This window comes from Geodermatophilus sp. SYSU D00684 (assembly GCF_054050455.1).
In genome coordinates this window covers 70,976-89,268 of sequence record NZ_JBJGZI010000011.1, presented here as the reverse complement: position 1 = coordinate 89,268, position 18,293 = coordinate 70,976, and the positions used below count along the sequence as shown (strand labels likewise).

Genomic DNA, 18,293 nt, shown 5'->3' with positions numbered 1-18,293 from the left:
TGCCCGTCGGGGCGGGGTTCCCGGCCAGCGGGAGCAGCGGGCGCGGACCCCGCGGGGCCGCCCATAGGCTCCCGGCATGGCCTACGAGGTGAGGGGCGTCGTCGCCCGCAGCAAGGGAGCACCGGTCAGCGTCGAGACGGTCCTGGTGCCCGACCCGGGGCCGGGCGAGGCGGTGGTCGACGTCGCGGCCTGCGGGGTCTGCCACACCGACCTGCACTACCGCCAGGGCGGCATCAACGACGACTTCCCGTTCCTGCTCGGCCACGAGGCCGCCGGGACCGTCGCCGCCGTCGGCGAGGGCGTCACCGACGTGGCCGTGGGCGACTTCGTCGTCCTCAACTGGCGGGCGGTGTGCGGGCAGTGCCGCGCCTGCCGCAAGGGCCAGCTGCAGTACTGCTTCAACACCCACAACGCCACGCAGAAGATGACCCTCGAGGACGGCACGGAGCTGTCCCCGGCGCTGGGCATCGGCGCCTTCGTGGAGAAGACGCTGGTCGCCTCCGGGCAGTGCACGAAGGTCGACCCCGAGGCACCCGCCACCGCCGCCGGGCTGATCGGCTGCGGCGTCATGGCGGGCGTGGGCGCGGCGATCAACACCGGGGCGGTGCAGCGCGGCGAGTCCGTCGCCGTCTTCGGCTGCGGCGGCGTCGGGGACGCCGCCATCGCCGGGGCGCGGCTGGCCGGCGCGACGACGATCGTCGCCGTCGACGTCGACGACCGGAAGCTGGAGTGGGCCAAGGGGTTCGGCGCCACCCACACCGTCAACTCCCGGCAGACCGACGCCGTCGAGGCGATCAAGGGCCTCACCGGCGGGTTCGGCGTCGACGTCGCCATCGACGCGGTCGGCCGCCCGGAGGTGTTCGAGCAGGCCTTCTACGCCCGCGACCTGGCCGGCCGCGTGGTGCTGGTCGGCGTCCCGACCCCGGACATGCAGCTCACCCTGCCGATGATCGAGCTGTTCGGCCGCGGCGGGGCGCTGAAGTCCTCCTGGTACGGCGACTGCCTGCCGTCGCGGGACTTCCCGATGCTGGTCGACCTCTACCGGCAGGGCCGCTTCCCGCTCGAGGACTTCGTCTCGGAGACCATCGGCATCGACGACGTCGAGGCCGCCTTCGAGAAGATGCACAAGGGCGAGGTGCTGCGGTCGGTGGTGGTCTTCTGATGGCCGCCCGCATCGAGAGGACCGTCGTCTCCGGGGTGTTCAGCCTCGACGGGCAGGACTTCGACGTCGACAACAACGTCTGGCTCGTCGGCGACGACGACGAGGTGCTGGTGATCGACGCCCCGCACCGCGCCGAGCCGATCGTCGAGGCGGTCGGCGGGCGGAAGGTGACGGCGATCGTGCTCACCCACGGGCACAACGACCACATCACCGCCGCGGTCGACCTGCGCGAGGCCACCGGCGCGCCGGTCTGGTTCCACCCCGCCGACCGGGTGCTGTGGGAGATGGTCCACGAGAGCGCCGAGCCCGACGAGGCGCTGGCCGAGGGCACCCGCTTCCGGGTCGCCGGCACGTCGCTGACCGCGCTGCACACCCCCGGTCACTCGCCGGGCAGCACCTGCCTGCACGCGCCGGACCTCGCCGCCGTCTTCACCGGCGACACGCTGTTCCACGGCGGCCCCGGCGCCACCGGACGCAGCTTCAGCGACCACCCGACGATCGTGCGGTCGATCCGCAGCAAGCTGCTGACCCTGCACGGCGACACGGTGGTGCACACCGGGCACGGCGAGGACACCCGCATCTCCGCCGAGATCGGCACCGTCCGGTAGGGGCGCCGGCCCGGCGTCACGCCGGGCCGGCGTCGCCCCCGGCGGGGGTCCCGTCGCTGCCGGACCCTGCCGCCGGGGTCTCCGGCGTGCCCGACCGCTCCAGGCGCTGGCGGATCGCGGCGACGTTGAGCGCCAGGTCCTCCAGCGCCTCGACGGCGCGCGTGGCGAGGGCGAACGTGAGGTTCTCCCGCCGCTCCTCGGCGCTGGGCTCGTGCCGGCGCTGCCGCGTGTCGCGGTCGGTCGCCCGCCGCCACGGGTCCTCGTCCTCGCCGCTGTCGCCGCCGCGCGAGGGGTCGAACAGCCCGCGCAGCATCCGCTGGGCCATCTCCAGGAAGTCGTTCGGGTCGGGCCGGTCGCTGCTCATGTCGGTTCCTCTCAGGGTGGGCCGTCCGTCAACGCGCCGGACCCCGGCCGGGGTTCCGCGCGCCCGTGGCACACGCCGGACCTGCGGGCATCGCAGCCGGGTGGTCACGATCACGGCTCGGACAGGAGGTACCCCCGGAGGCGCCGGTACGCTCGTCGGTGTGCCTCGCGGTGACGGACGGCTGACGCACGACCTCGACCCCCATGCTCCCGGTCCCCAGGACGCCTGTGGCGTCTTCGGCGTCTGGGCACCGGGGGAGGAGGTCGCGAAGCTGACCTACTTCGGCCTGTACGCCCTCCAGCACCGCGGTCAGGAGGCGGCGGGCATCGCGGTCTCCGACGGCGCGTCGGTGGTCGTCTACAAGGACCTCGGCCTGGTCAGCCAGGTGTTCGACGAGTCCACCCTGGGCAGCCTGCGCGGCCACCTCGCCGTCGGGCACACCCGGTACTCGACCACCGGCGCCTCCACCTGGGAGAACGCCCAGCCGACGTTCCGCACCACCGACGCGGGCACCGGCCTGGCCCTGTGCCACAACGGCAACCTGGTCAACACCGCGGAGCTGGCCAGTCGGGCCGCGGACGCCGGCGTCCCCGGCGCGTTCACCGCCAGCACCGACTCCGACCTGGTCACCTCGCTGATCGCCGCCCGGCCCGACATGAGCGTCGAGGCCGCGGCGATGGAGGTGCTCCCGCAGCTGCGCGGTGCGTTCAGCCTCACCTTCATGGACGAGGACACCCTCTACGCCGCCCGCGACCCGCAGGGCGTGCGCCCGCTGGTCCTCGGCCGGCTCGAGCGCGGCTGGGTGGTGGCCAGCGAGACGGCGGCCCTCGACATCGTCGGCGCCTCGGTGGTCCGCGAGGTGGAGCCCGGCGAGCTGCTGGCCATCGACGAGAACGGCCTGCGCAGCCAGCACTTCGCCCCGGCCGAGCCCAAGGGCTGCGTCTTCGAGTACGTCTACCTGGCCCGCCCCGACACCACGATCGGCGGCCGCAGCGTGCACGCCGCCCGGGTCGAGATCGGCCGCCGGCTGGCCAAGGAGCAGCCCGCCGACGCCGACCTGGTCATCCCGGTCCCGGAGTCCGGCACGCCCGCCGCCGTCGGCTACGCCGAGGCCAGCGGCATCCCCTACGGGCTCGGGCTGGTCAAGAACTCCTACGTCGGCCGCACGTTCATCCAGCCGTCGCAGACCATCCGGCAGCTGGGCATCCGGCTCAAGCTCAACCCGCTGCGCGACGTCATCCGCGGCAAGCGGCTGGTCGTCGTCGACGACTCGATCGTGCGCGGCAACACCCAGCGCGCGCTGATCCGCATGCTGCGGGAGGCCGGCGCGGTCGAGGTGCACGTGCGCATCTCCAGCCCGCCGGTGAAGTGGCCCTGCTTCTACGGCATCGACTTCGCCAGCCGCGCCGAGCTGATCGCCAACGGCCTCGACGTCGACGGCGTGCGCGCCTCCATCAACGCCGACTCCCTCGGCTACGTCTCCGAGCAGGGCCTGGTCGCCGCCACGGAGCAGCCGGTCAACCGGCTGTGCACCGCGTGCTTCACCGGCCAGTACCCGATCCCGCTCGGCGAGTCCGGGGTGCTCGGCAAGCACGTCCTCGAGGGCAGTCTCCCCGCGGGCGTGGCCCGCACCCCCATGCCGCGGGTCGACGACGCCGGGCGCGCCGTCACCGGCTGGACCGGCCAGCAGGCCGGCAGCCCCGCGGTGCCCGGCGGCGCCGACGACGCCCTGCGCCGTCCGTGAGCGGGGGCTTCACCTACGCGGACTCCGGCGTCGACATCGACGCCGGCGAGCGGGCCGTGGACCTCATGCGGACGGCGGTCGAGCGGACCCGCCGGCCCGAGGTGGTCGGCGGCCTGGGCGGCTTCGCCGGGCTGTTCGCGCTCGACACGACCCGCTACCGGCGCCCGCTGATCGCCTCGTCCACCGACGGCGTCGGCACCAAGATCGCCCTGGCGCGGCAGCTGGACCGGCACGACACCGTCGGCATCGACCTGGTCGCCATGGTCGTCGACGACCTCGTGGCCTGCGGCGCCGAGCCGCTGTTCCTCCAGGACTACGTCGCCTGCGGCAAGGTCATCCCCGAGAGGATCGCCGCGATCGTCACCGGCATCGCGGCCGGGTGCGAGCTGGCCGGGGCCTCGCTGGTCGGCGGGGAGACCGCCGAGCACGGCGACCTCATGGCCGCCGACGAGTACGACCTGGCCGCCACCGCGGTCGGCGTCGTCGAGGCCGACGCGGTGCTCGGGCCCGAACGGGTCCGCGACGGCGACGTCGTCGTCGCGATGGCCTCGAGCGGGTTCCACTCCAACGGCTACTCGCTGGTCCGCCGCGTGGTGTCCGCCGCCGGGCTCGACCTCGCCGCCACCCCCGCCGGGCTGGACCGCCCGCTGGGCGACGCGCTGCTCGAGCCCACCCGCGTCTACGCGCTCGACTGCCTGGCGCTGGTGGCGGAGCTCGGCGTCGACGGCGTGCACGCGTTCGCGCACGTCACCGGCGGCGGGCTCGCCGGCAACACCGCGCGGGTGGTGCCCGACGGGCTGGAGGCGGTGCTCGACCGCGGCACCTGGTCGCTGCCGGCCGCGGTGTCCCTGCTCGAGGAGCACGGCGTGCCGCGCGAGGAGTCCGAGCGGGCGTTCAACTGCGGCGTCGGCATGGTCGCCGTCGTCGCCGCCGAGGCGGCCGAGCGGGCGGTGGGCCTCCTGACCGGCCGCGGGGTGCCGGCCTGGGTGGCGGGCACCGTCGGCACCGGCGGGACCGGCGCGCGGCTGGTGGGGTCCTACCGCTGATCACGGCACGCACCGCCGCCCCGCGGGGGACGGCGGTGCGTCGTGTCGATCAGATCGGCGGGGAGCCGACCCTCAGCGACTGGCTGCCCAGTCGTCCTCGGAGTCGTCGTCCGCCCATCGGTCGGTGTACTCGTCCTCGTCGTCGTCCTTCGCCGCCGGAGCGGCGTAGGGAGACGGAGTAGAACCCGCCAGCTCGCGCTGAAGCGCGGAGAGGTCGGTGTTCGGTGAGCTGTACTTGAGCTCACGGGCCACGCGTGTCTGCTTGGCCTTCGCTCGGCCGCGCCCCATCGGCTCGACCCCCTCATAACGGAGAACGGGAGCCCAGCTCACGGGCTGGACGGCCCGCGTGGCGACCCCGACTGAGTGACTGTGTCTTGAGCAAGACTACGACACGGATCGACCCCCGGCACGGGTCTCCCCCCGCCGTCCCCCGACGGGGGGCGTGGTACGGGCCACGGCCGGCGCCGACTCCTGCAACGGTGCTCGGCGAGGGGACGGCGGGGCCGACGCCGTCAGATCCGGTACGGGCGGTAGGAGATCTCCGCCCGGCCTGGCGGGCCGGTGCTGGTGGCGGTGCCCCAGAGGTCGGCTGAGCCCCGGTCCGGAGGTCGTGTGCCACCAGGGTCTGCCGATCCGGGTCCGCTCGGCCAGGGCACGCGGGCCCCCTGCCCGGACGCCCGCCGGTCGTCAGCGGGGCAGCCGGATGGTGGCCAGCCGGCCCACCGACGCGATGCGCTGCTCGGCCAGCCGGTCGGCGGCGACGGCGGGGGAGACGCCCTCGGCCGCGGCGGTCTCGAACACCCGCAGCGCGACGTCGAAGATGCCGGCCGCCTTGGCCTCGGCGCGGGCGAAGGAGAAGCCGTGCCGCTCGTCCTCGACCTGGATGACGCCGCCGGCGTTCACCAGGTAGTCGGGGGCGTAGAGGATCCCGCGCGCGGTCAGCTGGTCCGGGATGCCCTCGTGGGCGAGCTGGTTGTTCGCGCCGCCGCAGACCACCTCGGCCTGCAGGGCGGCGACCGTCGCGTCGTCGAGCGCGCCGCCGAGGGCGCAGGGCGCGTAGACGTCGGCCGGGCAGCGCACCAGGGTCGCGGTGTCGGCGACCGCCTCGACGCCGGGGTGCCGGGTGAGGACCCGCTGCACCGCGGTGGGGTCGACGTCGGTGACGAGGACGTCGGCGCCGTCGGCCACCAGCCGGTCGACCAGCCAGCCGCCCACCTTGCCGACGCCGGCGACGGCGACGGTGCGCCCGGACAGCGTCGGCTCGCCCCAGCGGTGCTGGGCGGCGGCGCGCATGCCCTGGAAGACGCCGAACGCGGTGAGCACCGAGGAGTCCCCGCAGCCGCCGTACACCTCGGAGCGGCCGTGGGCGAAGCGGGTCTCCCGGCCGACGAGGTCGAGGTCGGCGTTGGTCGTGCCGACGTCGCACGCGGTCAGGTACCGGCCGCCGAGGGCCTCGACGAACCGCCCGTAGGCCCGCAGCAGCGCCTCGGTCTTGTCGGTGCGCGGGTCGCCGATGACGACGGCCTTGCCGCCGCCGAGGTCGAGGCCGGCCAGGCTGTTCTTGTAGGTCATCGCCCGGGCCAGGCGCAGCGCGTCGGCGACCGCCTCGTCCTCGGTGGCGTAGGGGTGGAAGCGGGTGCCGCCGAGCGCGGGGCCCAGCGCCGTCGAGTGGACGGCGATCACCGCCCTCAGGCCCGAGGCCGGGTCGGAGCAGAAGACCACCTGTTCAGCGCCGGAGCCGAAGACGTCCACGACCGCCGAGCCTAGAACGTGCGGAAGTGCCGTCCGTCACCCCCGAGGGGGTCTCAAGTCCGCCGCCCGGGATGTCGACAAGTGCTGTGACGGATGTCGGTGACTGTGTCGTGCGGTCACGGTGTGACTTCCGTGCCGCGTGTTGCCACTGTGGCGCGTGTCCGCCGGACGACGCTGACGCCGCACCTGCACCACCCCCTCTTCCCCAGGGAGCGCCCGATGCCGCAGTGCCGTCCCGCCCGGACCCGCGGCCGCCGTGGCGGCGTCCGCGCCGCCCTGGTCGGCCTGCTCTCCTGCGCGGTCCTGCTCGGCACAGCCGGGCCCGCGCTCGCCGTCCCGCCACCGCCGCCGAACCCGAGCGACGGCCAGATCGCCGACGCCCGGGCGGCCCAGGACGCCGCCGCCGCCGAGGTGGGCCGGCTCGCCGCCGAGGTGGCCGCCGCCGAGAGCGAGCTCGAGCGGCTCGGCGTGCTGGCCGAGGCCGCGGGCACCGCCTACCTCGCCGCGGAGGAGGCCCTCGTCCAGGCCCAGGCGGCCGCCGCCCAGGCCGCCGCGGACCTGCAGGCCGCGACCGACGCCGTCGACGCCGCGATCGACCGCATCGCCGGGTTCGCCCGCGACAGCTACGTCAACGACCCCACCCTGGCCACCGCGTCCGCGCTGCTGGACTCCGCCGGCCCCGGCGAGCTCGTCCAGCGGGCCGCGCTGCTGGAGTACGTCGCCGACACCCAGGTCGACGTCCTCGAGGAGTTCGAGGTCGCGCGGGTCCGGCAGGCCAACGCCGAGTCCGCCGCGCGGGCCACCCGGGACGCGGCCGCGGCGGCCGAGCAGCAGGCCGCCGACGCCAAGGCCGCGGCCGACGCGCAGGTGGCCGCGCAGCAGACCGCCGTCGCCGCGGCCGAGGCGAACAAGGCCACGCTGGACCAGCAGCTGCAGGCGGCGCAGATCCACCTGCTGGAGCTGCAGGGCGCCCGGGACGCCTACCAGGAGTGGCAGCGGCAGAAGGCCGAGGAGGAGGCCGCCGCGGCCGCGGCCGCCGCCCGGGCCGCCGAGGAGGCCGCGGCCGCGGCCGCCGCCGCCCGCGCCGCGGCGGCGTCGGGCACCCGGACCGCCGCCGCCTCCGAGGTCAGCGGGTCCGGCTACGTGAAGCCGACCTCGGGCCGGACCTCGAGCTGCTTCGGCGCCCGCTGGGGCGTCCTGCACGGCGGCGTGGACATCGCCGCCCCGATCGGGACGCCGATCTACGCGGCCACCTCCGGCGTCGTCGTCCGGCACGGCCCGGCGACCGGCTTCGGCCTGGCCGTCTACATCCGCGGCGACGACGGCGCGGTGACGGTGTACGGCCACGTCGACGTCGAGTACGTCGGCACCGGCGAGCGCGTGGTCGCGGGCGAGCTGATCGCCGAGGTCGGCAACCGGGGCCAGTCCACCGGCCCGCACCTGCACTTCGAGGTCCACCCCTCGGGCGCCCTCCACGGCGGCCAGGTCGACCCGGTGCCGTGGCTGCGCGCCCGCGGGGTGTCGATCAGCGGCTGCTGATCGGAGGACCCCGTCCCCACCCCTCGCCGGCTCGCGGCGGACCCCTGCAGGGGGCGAGCACGACGACGGCCCGCCCCCGAGCGGGGAGCGGGCCGTCGTCGTGCTGCCGACTAGCTGGTGGGGGCGGCGGCGCCGCAGTTCTGCTCGCCGAACTGGGCGACCTTGGTGGCCTCCGGGCCCTGCGCGACGGTCACGAACTCCTGGGCCGCGGTCTGCAGCTGGGCCTGGCCGTCGGGGGTGGTGAGGTCGACGGAGTTGGCGGTGTCGGAGAAGGCCTGGACGGCGTCGCCCACGACCTGCCAGTCGCCCGCGATCTCGGCCGGCGGCTGCACCGAGTCGAACGCGGCGGCCGCCTGCTGCAGCAGGCCGGGCAGCTGCTCGGGCGTCGCGGCCGAGAGCTGGTTGCCGAGCTCCTCGTACTGCGCGGCCTGCTCGCAGAACGCCGCGACGGCGGGGTCGTCGCTGGGGCCGGAGGGGCCGCTGGGGCTGCCGCTGGACTCGGCGGAGCTGGAGGTGCTCGCGGCGGTGGACTCGGCGGTCTCCTCGCTGCCCGACCCGTCGGAGCCCCCGCAGGCGGTGAGCACGACGGCCGCGGCCGCGGCCACGACGGCGGAGCGGGACAGCTGCGCGATCGATCGCATGCCCGGAGGCTAACGGCCGGGCGGGCGGTCCGCGTGCGGGCGCGGGCTACCGTGCGGGCGTGCGCGCCCCCGCCGACCCACGCGTCACCTGGGACCTCCCCGCCCCCGGCGGGCTGCCGCGGACGGCGGACCTCGAGCCGCTGGTCACCCGCGTGCTGGCCCCCAACGCGTCGGGCATGACCCTCGACGGCACCAACACCTACCTCGTCGGCGCGCCGGGCAGCGGGCAGGCCGTCGTGGTCGACCCCGGCCCCGACGACCCCGCCCACCTCGCCGCGGTGGAGGAGGCGCTGGCCGCCCGCGACGCGCGCTGTGTCGCCGTCCTGGTCACCCACCACCACGGCGACCACGCCGAGGCCGCGCGGCCGTGGGGGACCCGGTTCGGCGCGCCGGTCGCCGCGGCCGACGCCGCCGTCGCGGGGCCCGGCGGGCGGGTGCTCGAGCCGGGGGAGCGGCTGCGCCTGGCGGGCACCGCGCTCCACGTCGTCCCGACGCCCGGGCACACCCCCGACCACCTGGCCTTCCGGCTGGAGTCCGGGGCGGTGCTGGTCGGCGACCACGTCCTGGGGCGCGGCACGTCGGTGGTCACCCACCCGGAGGGCGACGTCGTCGCCTACCTGGAGTCGCTGCGGCGGGTGCACGACCTCGGGCCGAGCGCGCTGTACTGCGGGCACGGGCCGGAGCTGACCGAGGACCCGGGCGCCGTCCTCGACTTCTACCTGGCCCACCGCGCCTTCCGGGAGTCGCAGCTGCTGGCCGCGCTGGTCCGCGGGGCGGGCACCGTCGACGCGGTGGTGGCCGACGTCTACGCCGAGGTGCCGCGGGCGCTGTGGCCGGCGGCCGCGCAGTCGACCCGCGCCACGCTGGCCAAGCTGGCCGCCGAGGGGCACGTCGTCGTCGAGGGCGAGCGGGTGCGCCTGCCGTGAGCGGGGTCGCCGTCGTCCGGGCCGCCGACAGCGAGCGCGACCAGCGGCGGGCCGCGGCGGCGCTGCGGGCGGCCGGGCTGCGGCGCGGCGACCGGCTGCTGGTGTCGGCGGCGTCCTCCCCGGCGCTGCTGGCCGTCGTCCTCGGGGCGCTGCGCACCGGGATCGTGCCCGTGGTGCTCGACCCGGCGCTGCCCGCCGCCGAGCGGGCCGCCCTCGCCGCGGACGCCGACCCCGCGCTCGACGCCGGCAGCGACCCCGCCGCGCTGCTCACCGGTGACGACGAGGCCGGCCTGGCCGAGGTGCCGCTGGCCCGGCCGATGCACTACACGTCGGGCACCACCGGGCGGCGCAAGGGCGTGTGGTCCGGCGTCCTCGACGACGGCGACGCCCGGGCGCTGGCCGCCGAGGAGATCGACCTCTGGGGCTTCACCGCCGCCGACCGGCACCTGGTGCTCTCGCCCCTGCACCACTCGGCGCCGCTGCGGTTCGCCGTCCACACGCTCCTGGCCGGCGGCGAGGTGCTGCTGCCCGGCCCGTTCGACGCCGCCCGGGCGGCCGCGGCGGTCGGCACGCTCGCCCCCACGACGACGTTCTGCGTCCCCACCCACCTGCGCCGGCTGCTCGCCCGCGACGACGTCGACTGGTCCTCCTTCCGCGTCCTCGCGCACGCCGGCGCGCCCTGCCCCGAGCTGCTCAAGCGGGCGGTGCTCGACGCGCTGCCGGCGGGCAGCGTCTGGGAGTTCTACGGCTCCACCGAGGCCCAGTTCACCGTCTGCTCCACCGACGACTGGCTGGCGCACCCGGGCAGCGTCGGCCGCGCGCGGCCGGGCCGGCGGCTGGAGACCGACGAGCGGGGCCAGCTGTGGTGCGCGGTGCCGCGGTGGGCGCGGTTCGAGTACTGGCGCGCCCCGGAGAAGACCGCGGCGGCCTGGCGCGGCGACCGGGTCACCGTCGGCGACCTCGGCCGGGTCGACCCCGACGGCACCGTCTGGCTCGACGGCCGCCGCGAGGACCTGGTCATCTCCGGCGGGGTGAACGTCTACCCGGCCGAGGTCGAGGCGGTCCTCGACGCGCACCCGGACGTGGTGGAGAGCGCGGTGGTCGGCGTCCCCGACGAGGAGTGGGGGCAGCGGGTGGTCGCCGCCTACGTGGGCGCCGCCGACCCCGCCGACCTCGGCGCCTGGGCCCGCGAGCGGCTGTCCCCGGCCAAGCGGCCCAAGAGCCTGCACCCGGTGGGGGAGCTGCCGCGCACCTCCACCGGCAAGGTCCGGCGGCTGGACCTGCCGGGGGTCCTCGGCCTGTGAGCTGGGACGTCGTCGTGGTGGGCGCCGGCTCGTCCGGCTGCGCGCTGGCCGCCCGCCTCGCCGACGCCGGCCGCCGGGTGCTGCTGCTCGAGGCCGGCGCCGACCACCCCCGGCCCGCCGACTTCCCTCCCGACCTGCGCGACGCCGCCACGCTGCGCGCCACCGTGCCGGGGCACCCGGCGAACTGGTCGTTCACCACCGAGCTGACCCCGGGCACGACCGCCCCGCTGCCGCGCGGGCGGGTGGTCGGCGGGTCCAGCGCCGTCAACGGCGGCTACTTCGTCCGCGCCACCCCCGCCGACCACGCCGGCTGGGCCGCCGCGGGCAACGACCTGTGGAGCCTCGCGGCCACGCTGCCGGCCTGGCGCCGGCTCGAGGACGACCGCCAGTACGGCGACCGGCCGGGGCACGGCCGCGGCGGCCCGCTGCCGGTCACCCGGCCCTCCGGCGGCTCGCCGCTGACCGCGGCGCTGGCCGCGGCGGCCAGGGAGCTCGGCGTCCCGGAGGAGCCGGACAAGAACGCCGGCGGCCCGCCCGGCTACGGGCCGGTGCCGTTCACCGTCGACGGCGGCCTGCGGGTCAACGCGGCGATGGCCTACCTGTCCCCGCGGCGCGGGTCGCCGCGGCTGGCCGTGCGCGGCGGGGTGCGGGTGCGGCGGGTGCTCGTCGAGCGCGGCCGCGCGGTGGGCGTGGACACCGACGCCGGCCCGGTGCGCGCCGCCGAGGTGGTGCTGGCCGCCGGCGCCGTCGGCTCGCCGCACCTGCTGCTGCTCTCCGGGATCGGCCCGGCCGCGGACCTGCGCGCGCACGGCCTCGGCGTCGTCGCCGACCTGCCCGGGGTGGGTGTCGACCTGTCCGACCACCCGCTGGTGTCCCTGCCCTGGGTCCCCGTGCCCGGGCTGCCCGAGGGCGACTGGCCGCTGCCGCTGCACGGGTCGCTGAACGCCACCTCCTCGGACTCGCCCGTGCCCGGCGACCTGGAGGTGCTGCCCTGGCTGCGGCCCTGGGGGCGGGTGGTCCCCGGCGGCGGCGGGGACCACCGCACGCTGTCGCTGGCCGCCGGGCTGTACCGCGAGGAGAGCCGCGGCCGGCTGTCGCTGGTCTCGGCCGACCCGGCGGCGCCGCCGCGGATCGAGCACCGGTACCTGGCGACCGCGGCCGACCGGCGGCGGCTGCGCGAGGCGGTGCGCCTGGCCGACAGCCTGCTGCGCACCCGCGCGCTGGCCCCGCTGGTCGCCGCCCGCCCCGGCCCGCCCGCGGACGTCCTCGCCGACGACACCGCCCTCGACGGCTGGGTCCGCGCGCACCTCACGACGGCGGTGCACCTGGCCGGCAGCGCCCGGATGGGCCCCGACGGCGACCCGGGCGCCGTCGTGGACCAGCACCTGCGGGTGCGCGGCGTCGCGGGGCTGCGGGTGGCCGACACGTCGGTGCTGCCGGAGGCGCCCTCCCGCGGGCCCGCGGCGACCGCGGTGCTGGTCGGCGAGCGGGCCGCGGAGCTGATGACCGGCGCCTGACCCGGTGCGACGCCGGTCACGTCCTCGGTAGCGTCCCGGTTCCCGGACGGCGTCGTCCGGGACGTCCAGAGGAGGACCCGTTGCCCCAGGTGCAGACCGTCCGCGGCCCCGTCGACACCGCCGACCTCGGCCCGACCCTCATGCACGAGCACGTGTTCGTGCTCAACGCCGACGTCCAGCAGAACTACCCCGACGAGTGGGGCAGCGAGGACGACCGGGTCGCCGACGCGGTGCGGAAGCTGACGAAGCTGGCCGGGACCGGCGTGCGCACCATCGTCGACCCCACCGTCATCGGCCTCGGCCGGTACATCCCGCGCATCCAGCGGATCGCCGAGCAGGTCGACCTCAACATCGTCGTCGCGACCGGCTGCTACACCTACGACGACGTCCCGTTCTTCTTCCACTACCGTGGCCCGGCGCTCGACGCGGCCGTCGGCGCCGAGGTGCCCGACCCGATGGTCGACATGTTCGTCGGCGACATCACCGACGGGATCGCCGGCACCGGGGTCCGGGCGGCGTTCCTCAAGTGCGCCATCGACCACCAGGGCCTCACCCCCGGCGTGGAGCGGGTCATGCGCGCCGTCGCCAAGGCCCACCGCGCCACCGGCGCCCCGATCACCGTGCACACCCACCCGGGCAGCCACACCGGACTGGAGGTGCAGAAGGTCCTCGCGGACGAGGGCGTCGACCCGGGCCGGGTCGTGCTCGGGCACAGCGGGGACACCACCGACGTCGACCACCTGTCCGAGCTCGCCGACGCGGGCTTCGTCCTCGGCATGGACCGGTTCGGCATCAACCTGGACACGACCTTCGAGGCCCGCGCCGACACGCTGGTCGAGATGTGCCGCCGCGGCTACGCCGACCGGATGGTGCTCTCGCAGGACGCCTCCTGCTACATCGACTGGCTGGCGCCCGGCGTCATGGACCTCCTGCCGCAGTGGCACTACACGCACATCCACGACGACGTCCTGCCCTACGTGCGCGAGCGCGGCGTCACCGAGGAGCAGATCACCACGATGCTGGTGGACGTCCCGCGCCGGTACTTCGAGAACACCGGGACCTACTGAGATGGCGCTGCACCCCTTCGACGAGGCGGGGGTCGAGCGCGACGCGGCCGGCGTCAAGCACTACACCGACCTGCCGGCCTCCGTCGTCGCGATGCTGCGGGCCTCGGTCGAGCGCGACCCGGACGGCGAGGCGGTCGTCGAGGTCGACGGCCCCCGGCTGACCTTCCGGCAGCTGTGGGACGGCGCGGCGCGGGTCGCCGGCGGGCTGCGGGAGGCCGGCGTCGGCCGCGGCGACCGGGTGGCGATCCGGCTGGGCAACGGCGCCGACTGGGTCCTGGGCTTCTTCGGCACGCTGCTGGCCGGCGGCGTCGCGGTGCCGGTGAACACCCGGTTCACCGAGCCCGAGGCGCAGTACGTGGTCGACGACAGCGGCGCGCGGGTGGTGCTGGCGCCGGGGGAGCCGCTGCCCGACGGGGCGCCGTACGCGGAGGAGGGGCTCACCCGGTCCGACCTCGCGGCGATCTTCTACACCTCGGGGACGACCGGCTTCCCCAAGGGCGCGATGACCAGCCACGAGAACTTCCTGACCAACACGGAGAACGCCCGCCGGGTGGTCGGGCTGGGCCGGCACGACCCGACGCTGCGCAACCTGGTCAGCGTGCCGCTGTTCCACGTCACCGGCTGCAACAGCCAGCTGCTGCCGGCGCTGGAGGGCGGCGCGGCGGCGGTGGTCATGCCGGCGTTCGAGGTCGGCCGGTTCCTGCGGGTCATCCCGGAGGAGCGGATCGCGGTCGTCACCTCGGTGCCCGCGGTGTTCTGGCTGGCGGTCAACCAGCCGGCCTTCGCCGACGTCGACGTGGGCGGGGTCCGGTTCGCCACCTACGGCGGGGCACCGATCGCGCCGGAGCTCGTCGCGCGGATCAAGGAGGCGTTCCCCGCGGCGCGGGTGGGCAACGGGTTCGGGCTGTCGGAGACGTCGTCGATCTCGACGTTCCTGCCGCACGAGTACGCCGGCACGCACGCCGACTCGGTGGGCTTCCCCGCGCCGGTGGTCGACCTGCGGCTGGAGGGCGTCGACCCCGCCACCGGCGTCGGGGAGCTGCTCATCCGCGGCGCCAACGTCGTCCAGGGCTACTGGAACAAGCCGGAGGCGACCGCGCAGGCGTTCACCGACGGCTGGCTGCACTCCGGCGACCTGGCGCGCATCGACGACGACGGGTTCACCTACGTCGTCGACCGCGCCAAGGACATGATCAACCGCGGCGGCGAGAACGTGTACTGCGTCGAGGTGGAGAACGCGCTGGCGGCCGCGCCGGGGGTCTTCGAGGTCGCCGTCGTCGGGGTGCCCGACCCGGTGATGGGGGAGAAGGTCGGCGCCGTCGTCGTGCCGGTGCCCGGCACCGAGCTCGACGTCGAGGCGTTCCTGGCGCACGCCCGGGAGCACCTGGCCGACTTCAAGGTGCCGCAGTTCGTGTCCGTGCGGACGGCGGTGCTGCCCCGCAACCCCGGCGGCAAGGTGCTCAAGCCGGTGCTGCGCGCCGAGTCGCAGTGGGAGCCGGTGCGGCGCTGAGGGGGCGGGTCGTCCCGGCGGCGCGCCGTCCGCAGCCGCCGGGACGCCGGACCAGGGGCCCGGTCAGCGGACCGGGCGGATCTCCGTCGTCGTGGTGATCGGCGACCACGCGTCGGGGTGCGGGCGGCCGGCGTCGGCCACCCAGCCGGCCGCGCGCTCACCGGGCCGCGGAGCGGTGCGGGGAGCGGGCCGGGAGCTCAGGGCGACGATCAGGGCGAGCAGCAGGAGCAGCCCGGCGAGGACCCCGCCGGTGACCAGGAGCGTCGTGAGCACTGACTGACCGTATGCGGCGGACTGCTCCGTGTCACAGGCAAGGAACGACGGACATCCCGGCCGGCCACCGGCAGGTCCTGCCGGTTGACGAACGACACGTGCACGGCCCGGGGGCGCGGGTAGGGCAGCGGCGTGCACGACCTCGCGAGGCTGGCCGGACGACTGGCCGCGGTGCCGCTGGGCGCCCTGGCGCGCCGGCGCCGTGGCAAGCCGATGCACCCCCGCGGCGCCGTCGTCGCGGCCGTCCTGGAGCGGACCGGCGTCCCCGGCTCCTGGGGCGTCCCGTGGCTGGACGAGCCGGCGCGCGAGGCCGCCGTCGTCCGGCTGTCCCGCGGGGCGGGCCTGCCCGCCCCGCTGCCCGACCTGCTGGGTCTCGCGGTCCGCCTGCCCGACGGCGGCCGGCCCGTGGACCTCCTGCTGTCGAGCACCGGCTCCGGCCGCTGGACGCGGCTCCTGCCGGTGCTCCGGGTCGACGCCGCGACCACCTACTCGTCGATCATGGGCTACCGCTCGGCCGCGGGGACGCTCCGGCTGGCCGCGGTCCCGGACCGGCCGGAGGCCCTGCCGTCGGACCCGGCGCCGGTCGCCGCCGCGGCCCCCGGGACGACGTTCCGGCTGGTGGTCGCCCGCGGCGCGGGCGCGTGGGTGCCGTTCGGCCGGCTGACCCTGGGGGACCCGGCCGACGGCCTCGACCCCGACCTGCGCTTCGATGCCGTCCGCCACCCGCCGCCGGGGCTGCTCGCCGACGGCCCGATGGCCCGGTTCCGGGCCCCGGCGTACGCCGCCGCGCGGGAGGGCCGCAGCCGCCCCGGGTGAGCCCCCATGGGGTGACGCACGCCACCTGGTGAGTTCCCACACGGTTGTGCGGCACCATCCTGGGGTATCGGAACTCACCGGAGTTCACCGAGGAGCACCGCCCCTGCCGTCGCAGTGCTCGACCGCAGGAGGAGTGGCCGCCCGAGTGATGCACGCACTCCCGACGTCCGCGTCGCCCGCGCGGATCCGCGTCGCCACGGTGCCGCACGCCGATCCCTACGTCGACGCCGTGCTGCCCGCCTCCGCGGTGCGGGTGGGTCCCGACCACGACCCGAGCCCGTGGCTGGACCCGGCGTACCTCACCGCGCACGCCGGCCTGGTCGACGTCGTGCACGTGCACACCGGCTACGGGCACCTGCACGAGGACGAGGTGGTCAGCTGGACCGAGGCGCTGCGCCGCACCGGCGTGCCACTGGTCGTCACCGTGCACCAACTGCGCGACCCCGACCGGCCCGAGCGGCACCGGCACGACGCCCACCTGGCCGCGCTGCTGGCCACCGCGGAGGTCGTCTTCACGCTGACCCCCGGCGCCGCCGACGAGATCGCCGAGCGTTTCGGGCGGACGGCGATCGTCGTCGCCCACCCCTCGGTGGCTGCGGCCGACCCGGACACCGGCGCCGAGCGCGGCCTGGTCGGGCTGGCGCTCGGCATCCCGGGGGCCACGGTCACCGACCCGGTCGGGATGGTGCGGGCCGCGCTGTCGGGCGCGGTCTCCGGCGGTGGGCGGCTGCGGGTGTTCCTCGACCCCGGGCAGTCGCTCGCCCTCGACCCGGACCTGGCCCGCGCCGAGGGGCTGGAGGTGGTCGTCCGGGACCCGGCGCGCTGGGCCGTGCAGCTGCAGGAGCTGCACGTGGCGGTGCTGCCGCAGCGCTGCGGCACGCACTCGCGGGACCTGGAGGTGTGCCGCGACGTCGGCACCCGGGTGGTGGCGCCCCGCTGCGGGTGGTTCGCCGACCAGTGGTCCGAGGTCGTCGCCTACGGCAACGACGAGGAGTGCGGCTTCGACCCGGTGTCACTCGGCGTGGCGGTCGGTGCGGCGCTGACCCGGCCGATGCCCCGCCCCGCCGACCGCGGCTGGCGGGCGGAGCAGCGCGCGGCGGTGCGGGCCGTGCACGAGCAGGTCTACGACCAGGTGGTGGCCGACCGCGCCGTCCGGGTCTGAGGCGTCAGGGCCGGACCAGGTCGGTGATCCACAGGCCGGGCAGCACCTCGCGCTCGGCCACCTCGGTGAACCCGGCCCGGGCGTAGAGGCGGCGGGCCGGGGTGTTGTCGCGGCCGGTGGAGACGGTGACCGGGCGCCGCCCGGCCCGCTCCAGCACGGCGGCGACCAGGGCCAGCCCGGTGCCGCGGCGCGCGTGCGCGGGGTCGACGACGAGCCGGTCGACGTCGACGCCGTGCCCGGTGTCCCGCCAGCCGAGGGCGCCGAGGACGGTCGTGCCGTCGCGGGCGACCAGCCAGGACAGGCCGGCGGCCCGCAGGGCGGCCAGGTCCTCGTGCAGGGCGGGGATGCGGTCGTCGCCGATGAGCCGCGCCTCGACGGCGTAGGCGGCGTGCTGGACCTCGAGCAGGCGGGGCGCGAGGCGGGCGTCCCGGGCCGGGTCGCGGGCTTCGACGACCACCGGGCTCCGGAGGGGAGAAGAGTGTGTGGGCAGGGGCGGGGTCGAACCGCCGACCTCTCGCTTTTCAGGCGAGCGCTCGTACCGACTGAGCTACCTGCCCCTCCCGGTGACGCTGCACCGGGGAAGCGACCCTGACGGGACTCGAACCCGCGACCTCCGCCGTGACAGGGCGGCGCGCTAACCAACTGCGCTACAGGGCCTTGCTGGTACTGCTGGTGGTGCGTGCCCCCAACGGGGTTCGAACCCGTGCTACCGCCTTGAAAGGGCGGCGTCCTGGACCGCTAGACGATGGGGGCTCGTGTTCGCCGGGGGCAGGGAGAACGATACACGGCCCCCGGAGGGCCCCTGACACCACCCCTCGGCCAGGCGTGGCGGGCCCGCCCGGGGCCGGCCGGCTGTCACGAT

Annotated in this window: 18 protein-coding genes and 3 tRNA genes; 12 read left to right on the top strand and 9 right to left on the bottom strand. The window is 76.3% G+C overall.

Annotated elements, in window-relative coordinates; all coding sequences use genetic code 11:
• The first annotated feature begins 76 nt into the window (after window positions 1-76).
• Both ACI79L_RS10060 and ACI79L_RS10055 read left to right on the top strand, forming a co-directional pair.
• Window positions 77-1,162, top strand: coding sequence for an S-(hydroxymethyl)mycothiol dehydrogenase (locus ACI79L_RS10060; protein WP_456936650.1), 1,086 nt, complete (start codon window positions 77-79; stop codon window positions 1,160-1,162).
• On the top strand, window positions 1,162-1,770 hold the full coding sequence (locus ACI79L_RS10055; RefSeq protein WP_456936649.1) for an MBL fold metallo-hydrolase: 609 nt from the start codon (window positions 1,162-1,164) through the stop codon (window positions 1,768-1,770). The genes ACI79L_RS10060 and ACI79L_RS10055 overlap by 1 nt, the downstream gene beginning before the upstream one ends.
• A gap of 16 nt (window positions 1,771-1,786) precedes the next feature.
• Here ACI79L_RS10055 and ACI79L_RS10050 read toward each other — a convergent pair whose 3' ends face one another.
• The gene (locus tag ACI79L_RS10050; protein WP_456936648.1) at window positions 1,787-2,134 is read right to left on the bottom strand and encodes a hypothetical protein; all 348 of its coding nucleotides are present in this window, start codon (window positions 2,132-2,134) and stop codon (window positions 1,787-1,789) included.
• A gap of 160 nt (window positions 2,135-2,294) precedes the next feature.
• Between ACI79L_RS10050 and purF the strand changes: the two genes are divergently transcribed.
• Both purF and purM read left to right on the top strand, forming a co-directional pair.
• On the top strand, window positions 2,295-3,878 hold the full coding sequence (purF, locus tag ACI79L_RS10045) for an amidophosphoribosyltransferase (protein ID WP_456936647.1): 1,584 nt from the start codon (window positions 2,295-2,297) through the stop codon (window positions 3,876-3,878).
• Entirely contained in the window at window positions 3,875-4,924 is a 1,050-nt protein-coding gene (gene purM, locus ACI79L_RS10040) for a phosphoribosylformylglycinamidine cyclo-ligase (RefSeq protein WP_456936646.1), read from the top strand. Before purF ends, purM begins: the two co-directional genes overlap by 4 nt.
• 72 nt (window positions 4,925-4,996) lie before the next feature.
• Here the strand turns inward: purM and ACI79L_RS10035 are convergent, their stop codons facing one another.
• Complete coding sequence (locus ACI79L_RS10035; RefSeq protein ID WP_456936709.1) at window positions 4,997-5,212, bottom strand: DUF3073 domain-containing protein; 216 nt, start codon at window positions 5,210-5,212, stop codon at window positions 4,997-4,999.
• A 399-nt stretch (window positions 5,213-5,611) separates the two neighbouring features.
• Window positions 5,612-6,676, bottom strand: a complete 1,065-nt coding sequence (locus ACI79L_RS10030) for a Glu/Leu/Phe/Val family dehydrogenase (RefSeq protein WP_456936645.1) — start codon at window positions 6,674-6,676, stop codon at window positions 5,612-5,614.
• Window positions 6,677-6,895: 219 nt separating this feature from the next.
• On the opposite strand from ACI79L_RS10030, the gene ACI79L_RS10025 reads away from it, so the two are divergent.
• The gene (locus ACI79L_RS10025; protein WP_456936644.1) at window positions 6,896-8,215 is read left to right on the top strand and encodes a M23 family metallopeptidase; all 1,320 of its coding nucleotides are present in this window, start codon (window positions 6,896-6,898) and stop codon (window positions 8,213-8,215) included.
• A 110-nt stretch (window positions 8,216-8,325) separates the two neighbouring features.
• Here ACI79L_RS10025 and ACI79L_RS10020 read toward each other — a convergent pair whose 3' ends face one another.
• On the bottom strand, window positions 8,326-8,856 hold the full coding sequence (locus ACI79L_RS10020) for a hypothetical protein (RefSeq protein ID WP_456936643.1): 531 nt from the start codon (window positions 8,854-8,856) through the stop codon (window positions 8,326-8,328).
• A 59-nt stretch (window positions 8,857-8,915) separates the two neighbouring features.
• Here ACI79L_RS10020 and ACI79L_RS10015 point away from each other — a divergent pair, with 59 nt between their 5' ends.
• The 5 genes from ACI79L_RS10015 (at window position 8,916) to ACI79L_RS09995 (ending at window position 15,180) form a co-directional block, all read left to right on the top strand.
• A complete protein-coding gene (locus ACI79L_RS10015) occupies window positions 8,916-9,782 on the top strand; it encodes an MBL fold metallo-hydrolase (RefSeq protein ID WP_456936642.1) in 867 nt (288 codons plus the stop codon).
• Window positions 9,779-11,086: a class I adenylate-forming enzyme family protein gene (locus tag ACI79L_RS10010; protein ID WP_456936641.1), complete on the top strand. Its 1,308-nt coding sequence runs from the start codon at window positions 9,779-9,781 to the stop codon at window positions 11,084-11,086. Before ACI79L_RS10015 ends, ACI79L_RS10010 begins: the two co-directional genes overlap by 4 nt.
• Entirely contained in the window at window positions 11,083-12,603 is a 1,521-nt protein-coding gene (gene mftG, locus ACI79L_RS10005) for a mycofactocin dehydrogenase MftG (RefSeq protein WP_456936640.1), read from the top strand. The genes ACI79L_RS10010 and mftG overlap by 4 nt, the downstream gene beginning before the upstream one ends.
• An 89-nt stretch (window positions 12,604-12,692) precedes the next feature.
• Window positions 12,693-13,670, top strand: a complete 978-nt coding sequence (locus tag ACI79L_RS10000; protein WP_456936708.1) for a phosphotriesterase family protein — start codon at window positions 12,693-12,695, stop codon at window positions 13,668-13,670.
• A gap of 1 nt (window position 13,671) precedes the next feature.
• Window positions 13,672-15,180, top strand: a complete 1,509-nt coding sequence (locus ACI79L_RS09995; RefSeq protein ID WP_456936639.1) for a class I adenylate-forming enzyme family protein — start codon at window positions 13,672-13,674, stop codon at window positions 15,178-15,180.
• A 63-nt stretch (window positions 15,181-15,243) separates the two neighbouring features.
• On the opposite strand, the gene ACI79L_RS09990 is transcribed toward ACI79L_RS09995, so the two are convergent.
• On the bottom strand, window positions 15,244-15,453 hold the full coding sequence (locus tag ACI79L_RS09990; protein WP_456936638.1) for a hypothetical protein: 210 nt from the start codon (window positions 15,451-15,453) through the stop codon (window positions 15,244-15,246).
• A gap of 132 nt (window positions 15,454-15,585) precedes the next feature.
• Here ACI79L_RS09990 and ACI79L_RS09985 point away from each other — a divergent pair, with 132 nt between their 5' ends.
• Together ACI79L_RS09985 and ACI79L_RS09980 are read left to right on the top strand one after the other, a co-directional pair.
• Window positions 15,586-16,269, top strand: coding sequence for a phosphodiesterase (locus ACI79L_RS09985; RefSeq protein ID WP_456936637.1), 684 nt, complete (start codon window positions 15,586-15,588; stop codon window positions 16,267-16,269).
• A 148-nt stretch (window positions 16,270-16,417) separates the two neighbouring features.
• Window positions 16,418-17,431 (top strand): hypothetical protein, encoded by a 1,014-nt coding sequence (locus tag ACI79L_RS09980; protein WP_456936707.1) that lies wholly within the window; start codon window positions 16,418-16,420, stop codon window positions 17,429-17,431.
• Window positions 17,432-17,435: 4 nt separating this feature from the next.
• On the opposite strand, the gene ACI79L_RS09975 is transcribed toward ACI79L_RS09980, so the two are convergent.
• The 4 genes from ACI79L_RS09975 to ACI79L_RS09960 all read right to left on the bottom strand — a co-directional run bounded on the left by ACI79L_RS09975 (window position 17,436) and on the right by ACI79L_RS09960 (window position 18,184).
• Window positions 17,436-17,888: a GNAT family N-acetyltransferase gene (locus ACI79L_RS09975; RefSeq protein WP_456936636.1), complete on the bottom strand. Its 453-nt coding sequence runs from the start codon at window positions 17,886-17,888 to the stop codon at window positions 17,436-17,438.
• Window positions 17,889-17,914: 26 nt separating this feature from the next.
• Window positions 17,915-17,988 (bottom strand) — tRNA-Phe (locus tag ACI79L_RS09970).
• Window positions 17,989-18,014: 26 nt separating this feature from the next.
• Window positions 18,015-18,088, bottom strand: a tRNA-Asp gene (locus ACI79L_RS09965).
• Between the two features lie 23 nt (window positions 18,089-18,111).
• Window positions 18,112-18,184, bottom strand: a tRNA-Glu gene (locus ACI79L_RS09960).
• Between the last annotated feature and the right edge of the window lie 109 nt (window positions 18,185-18,293).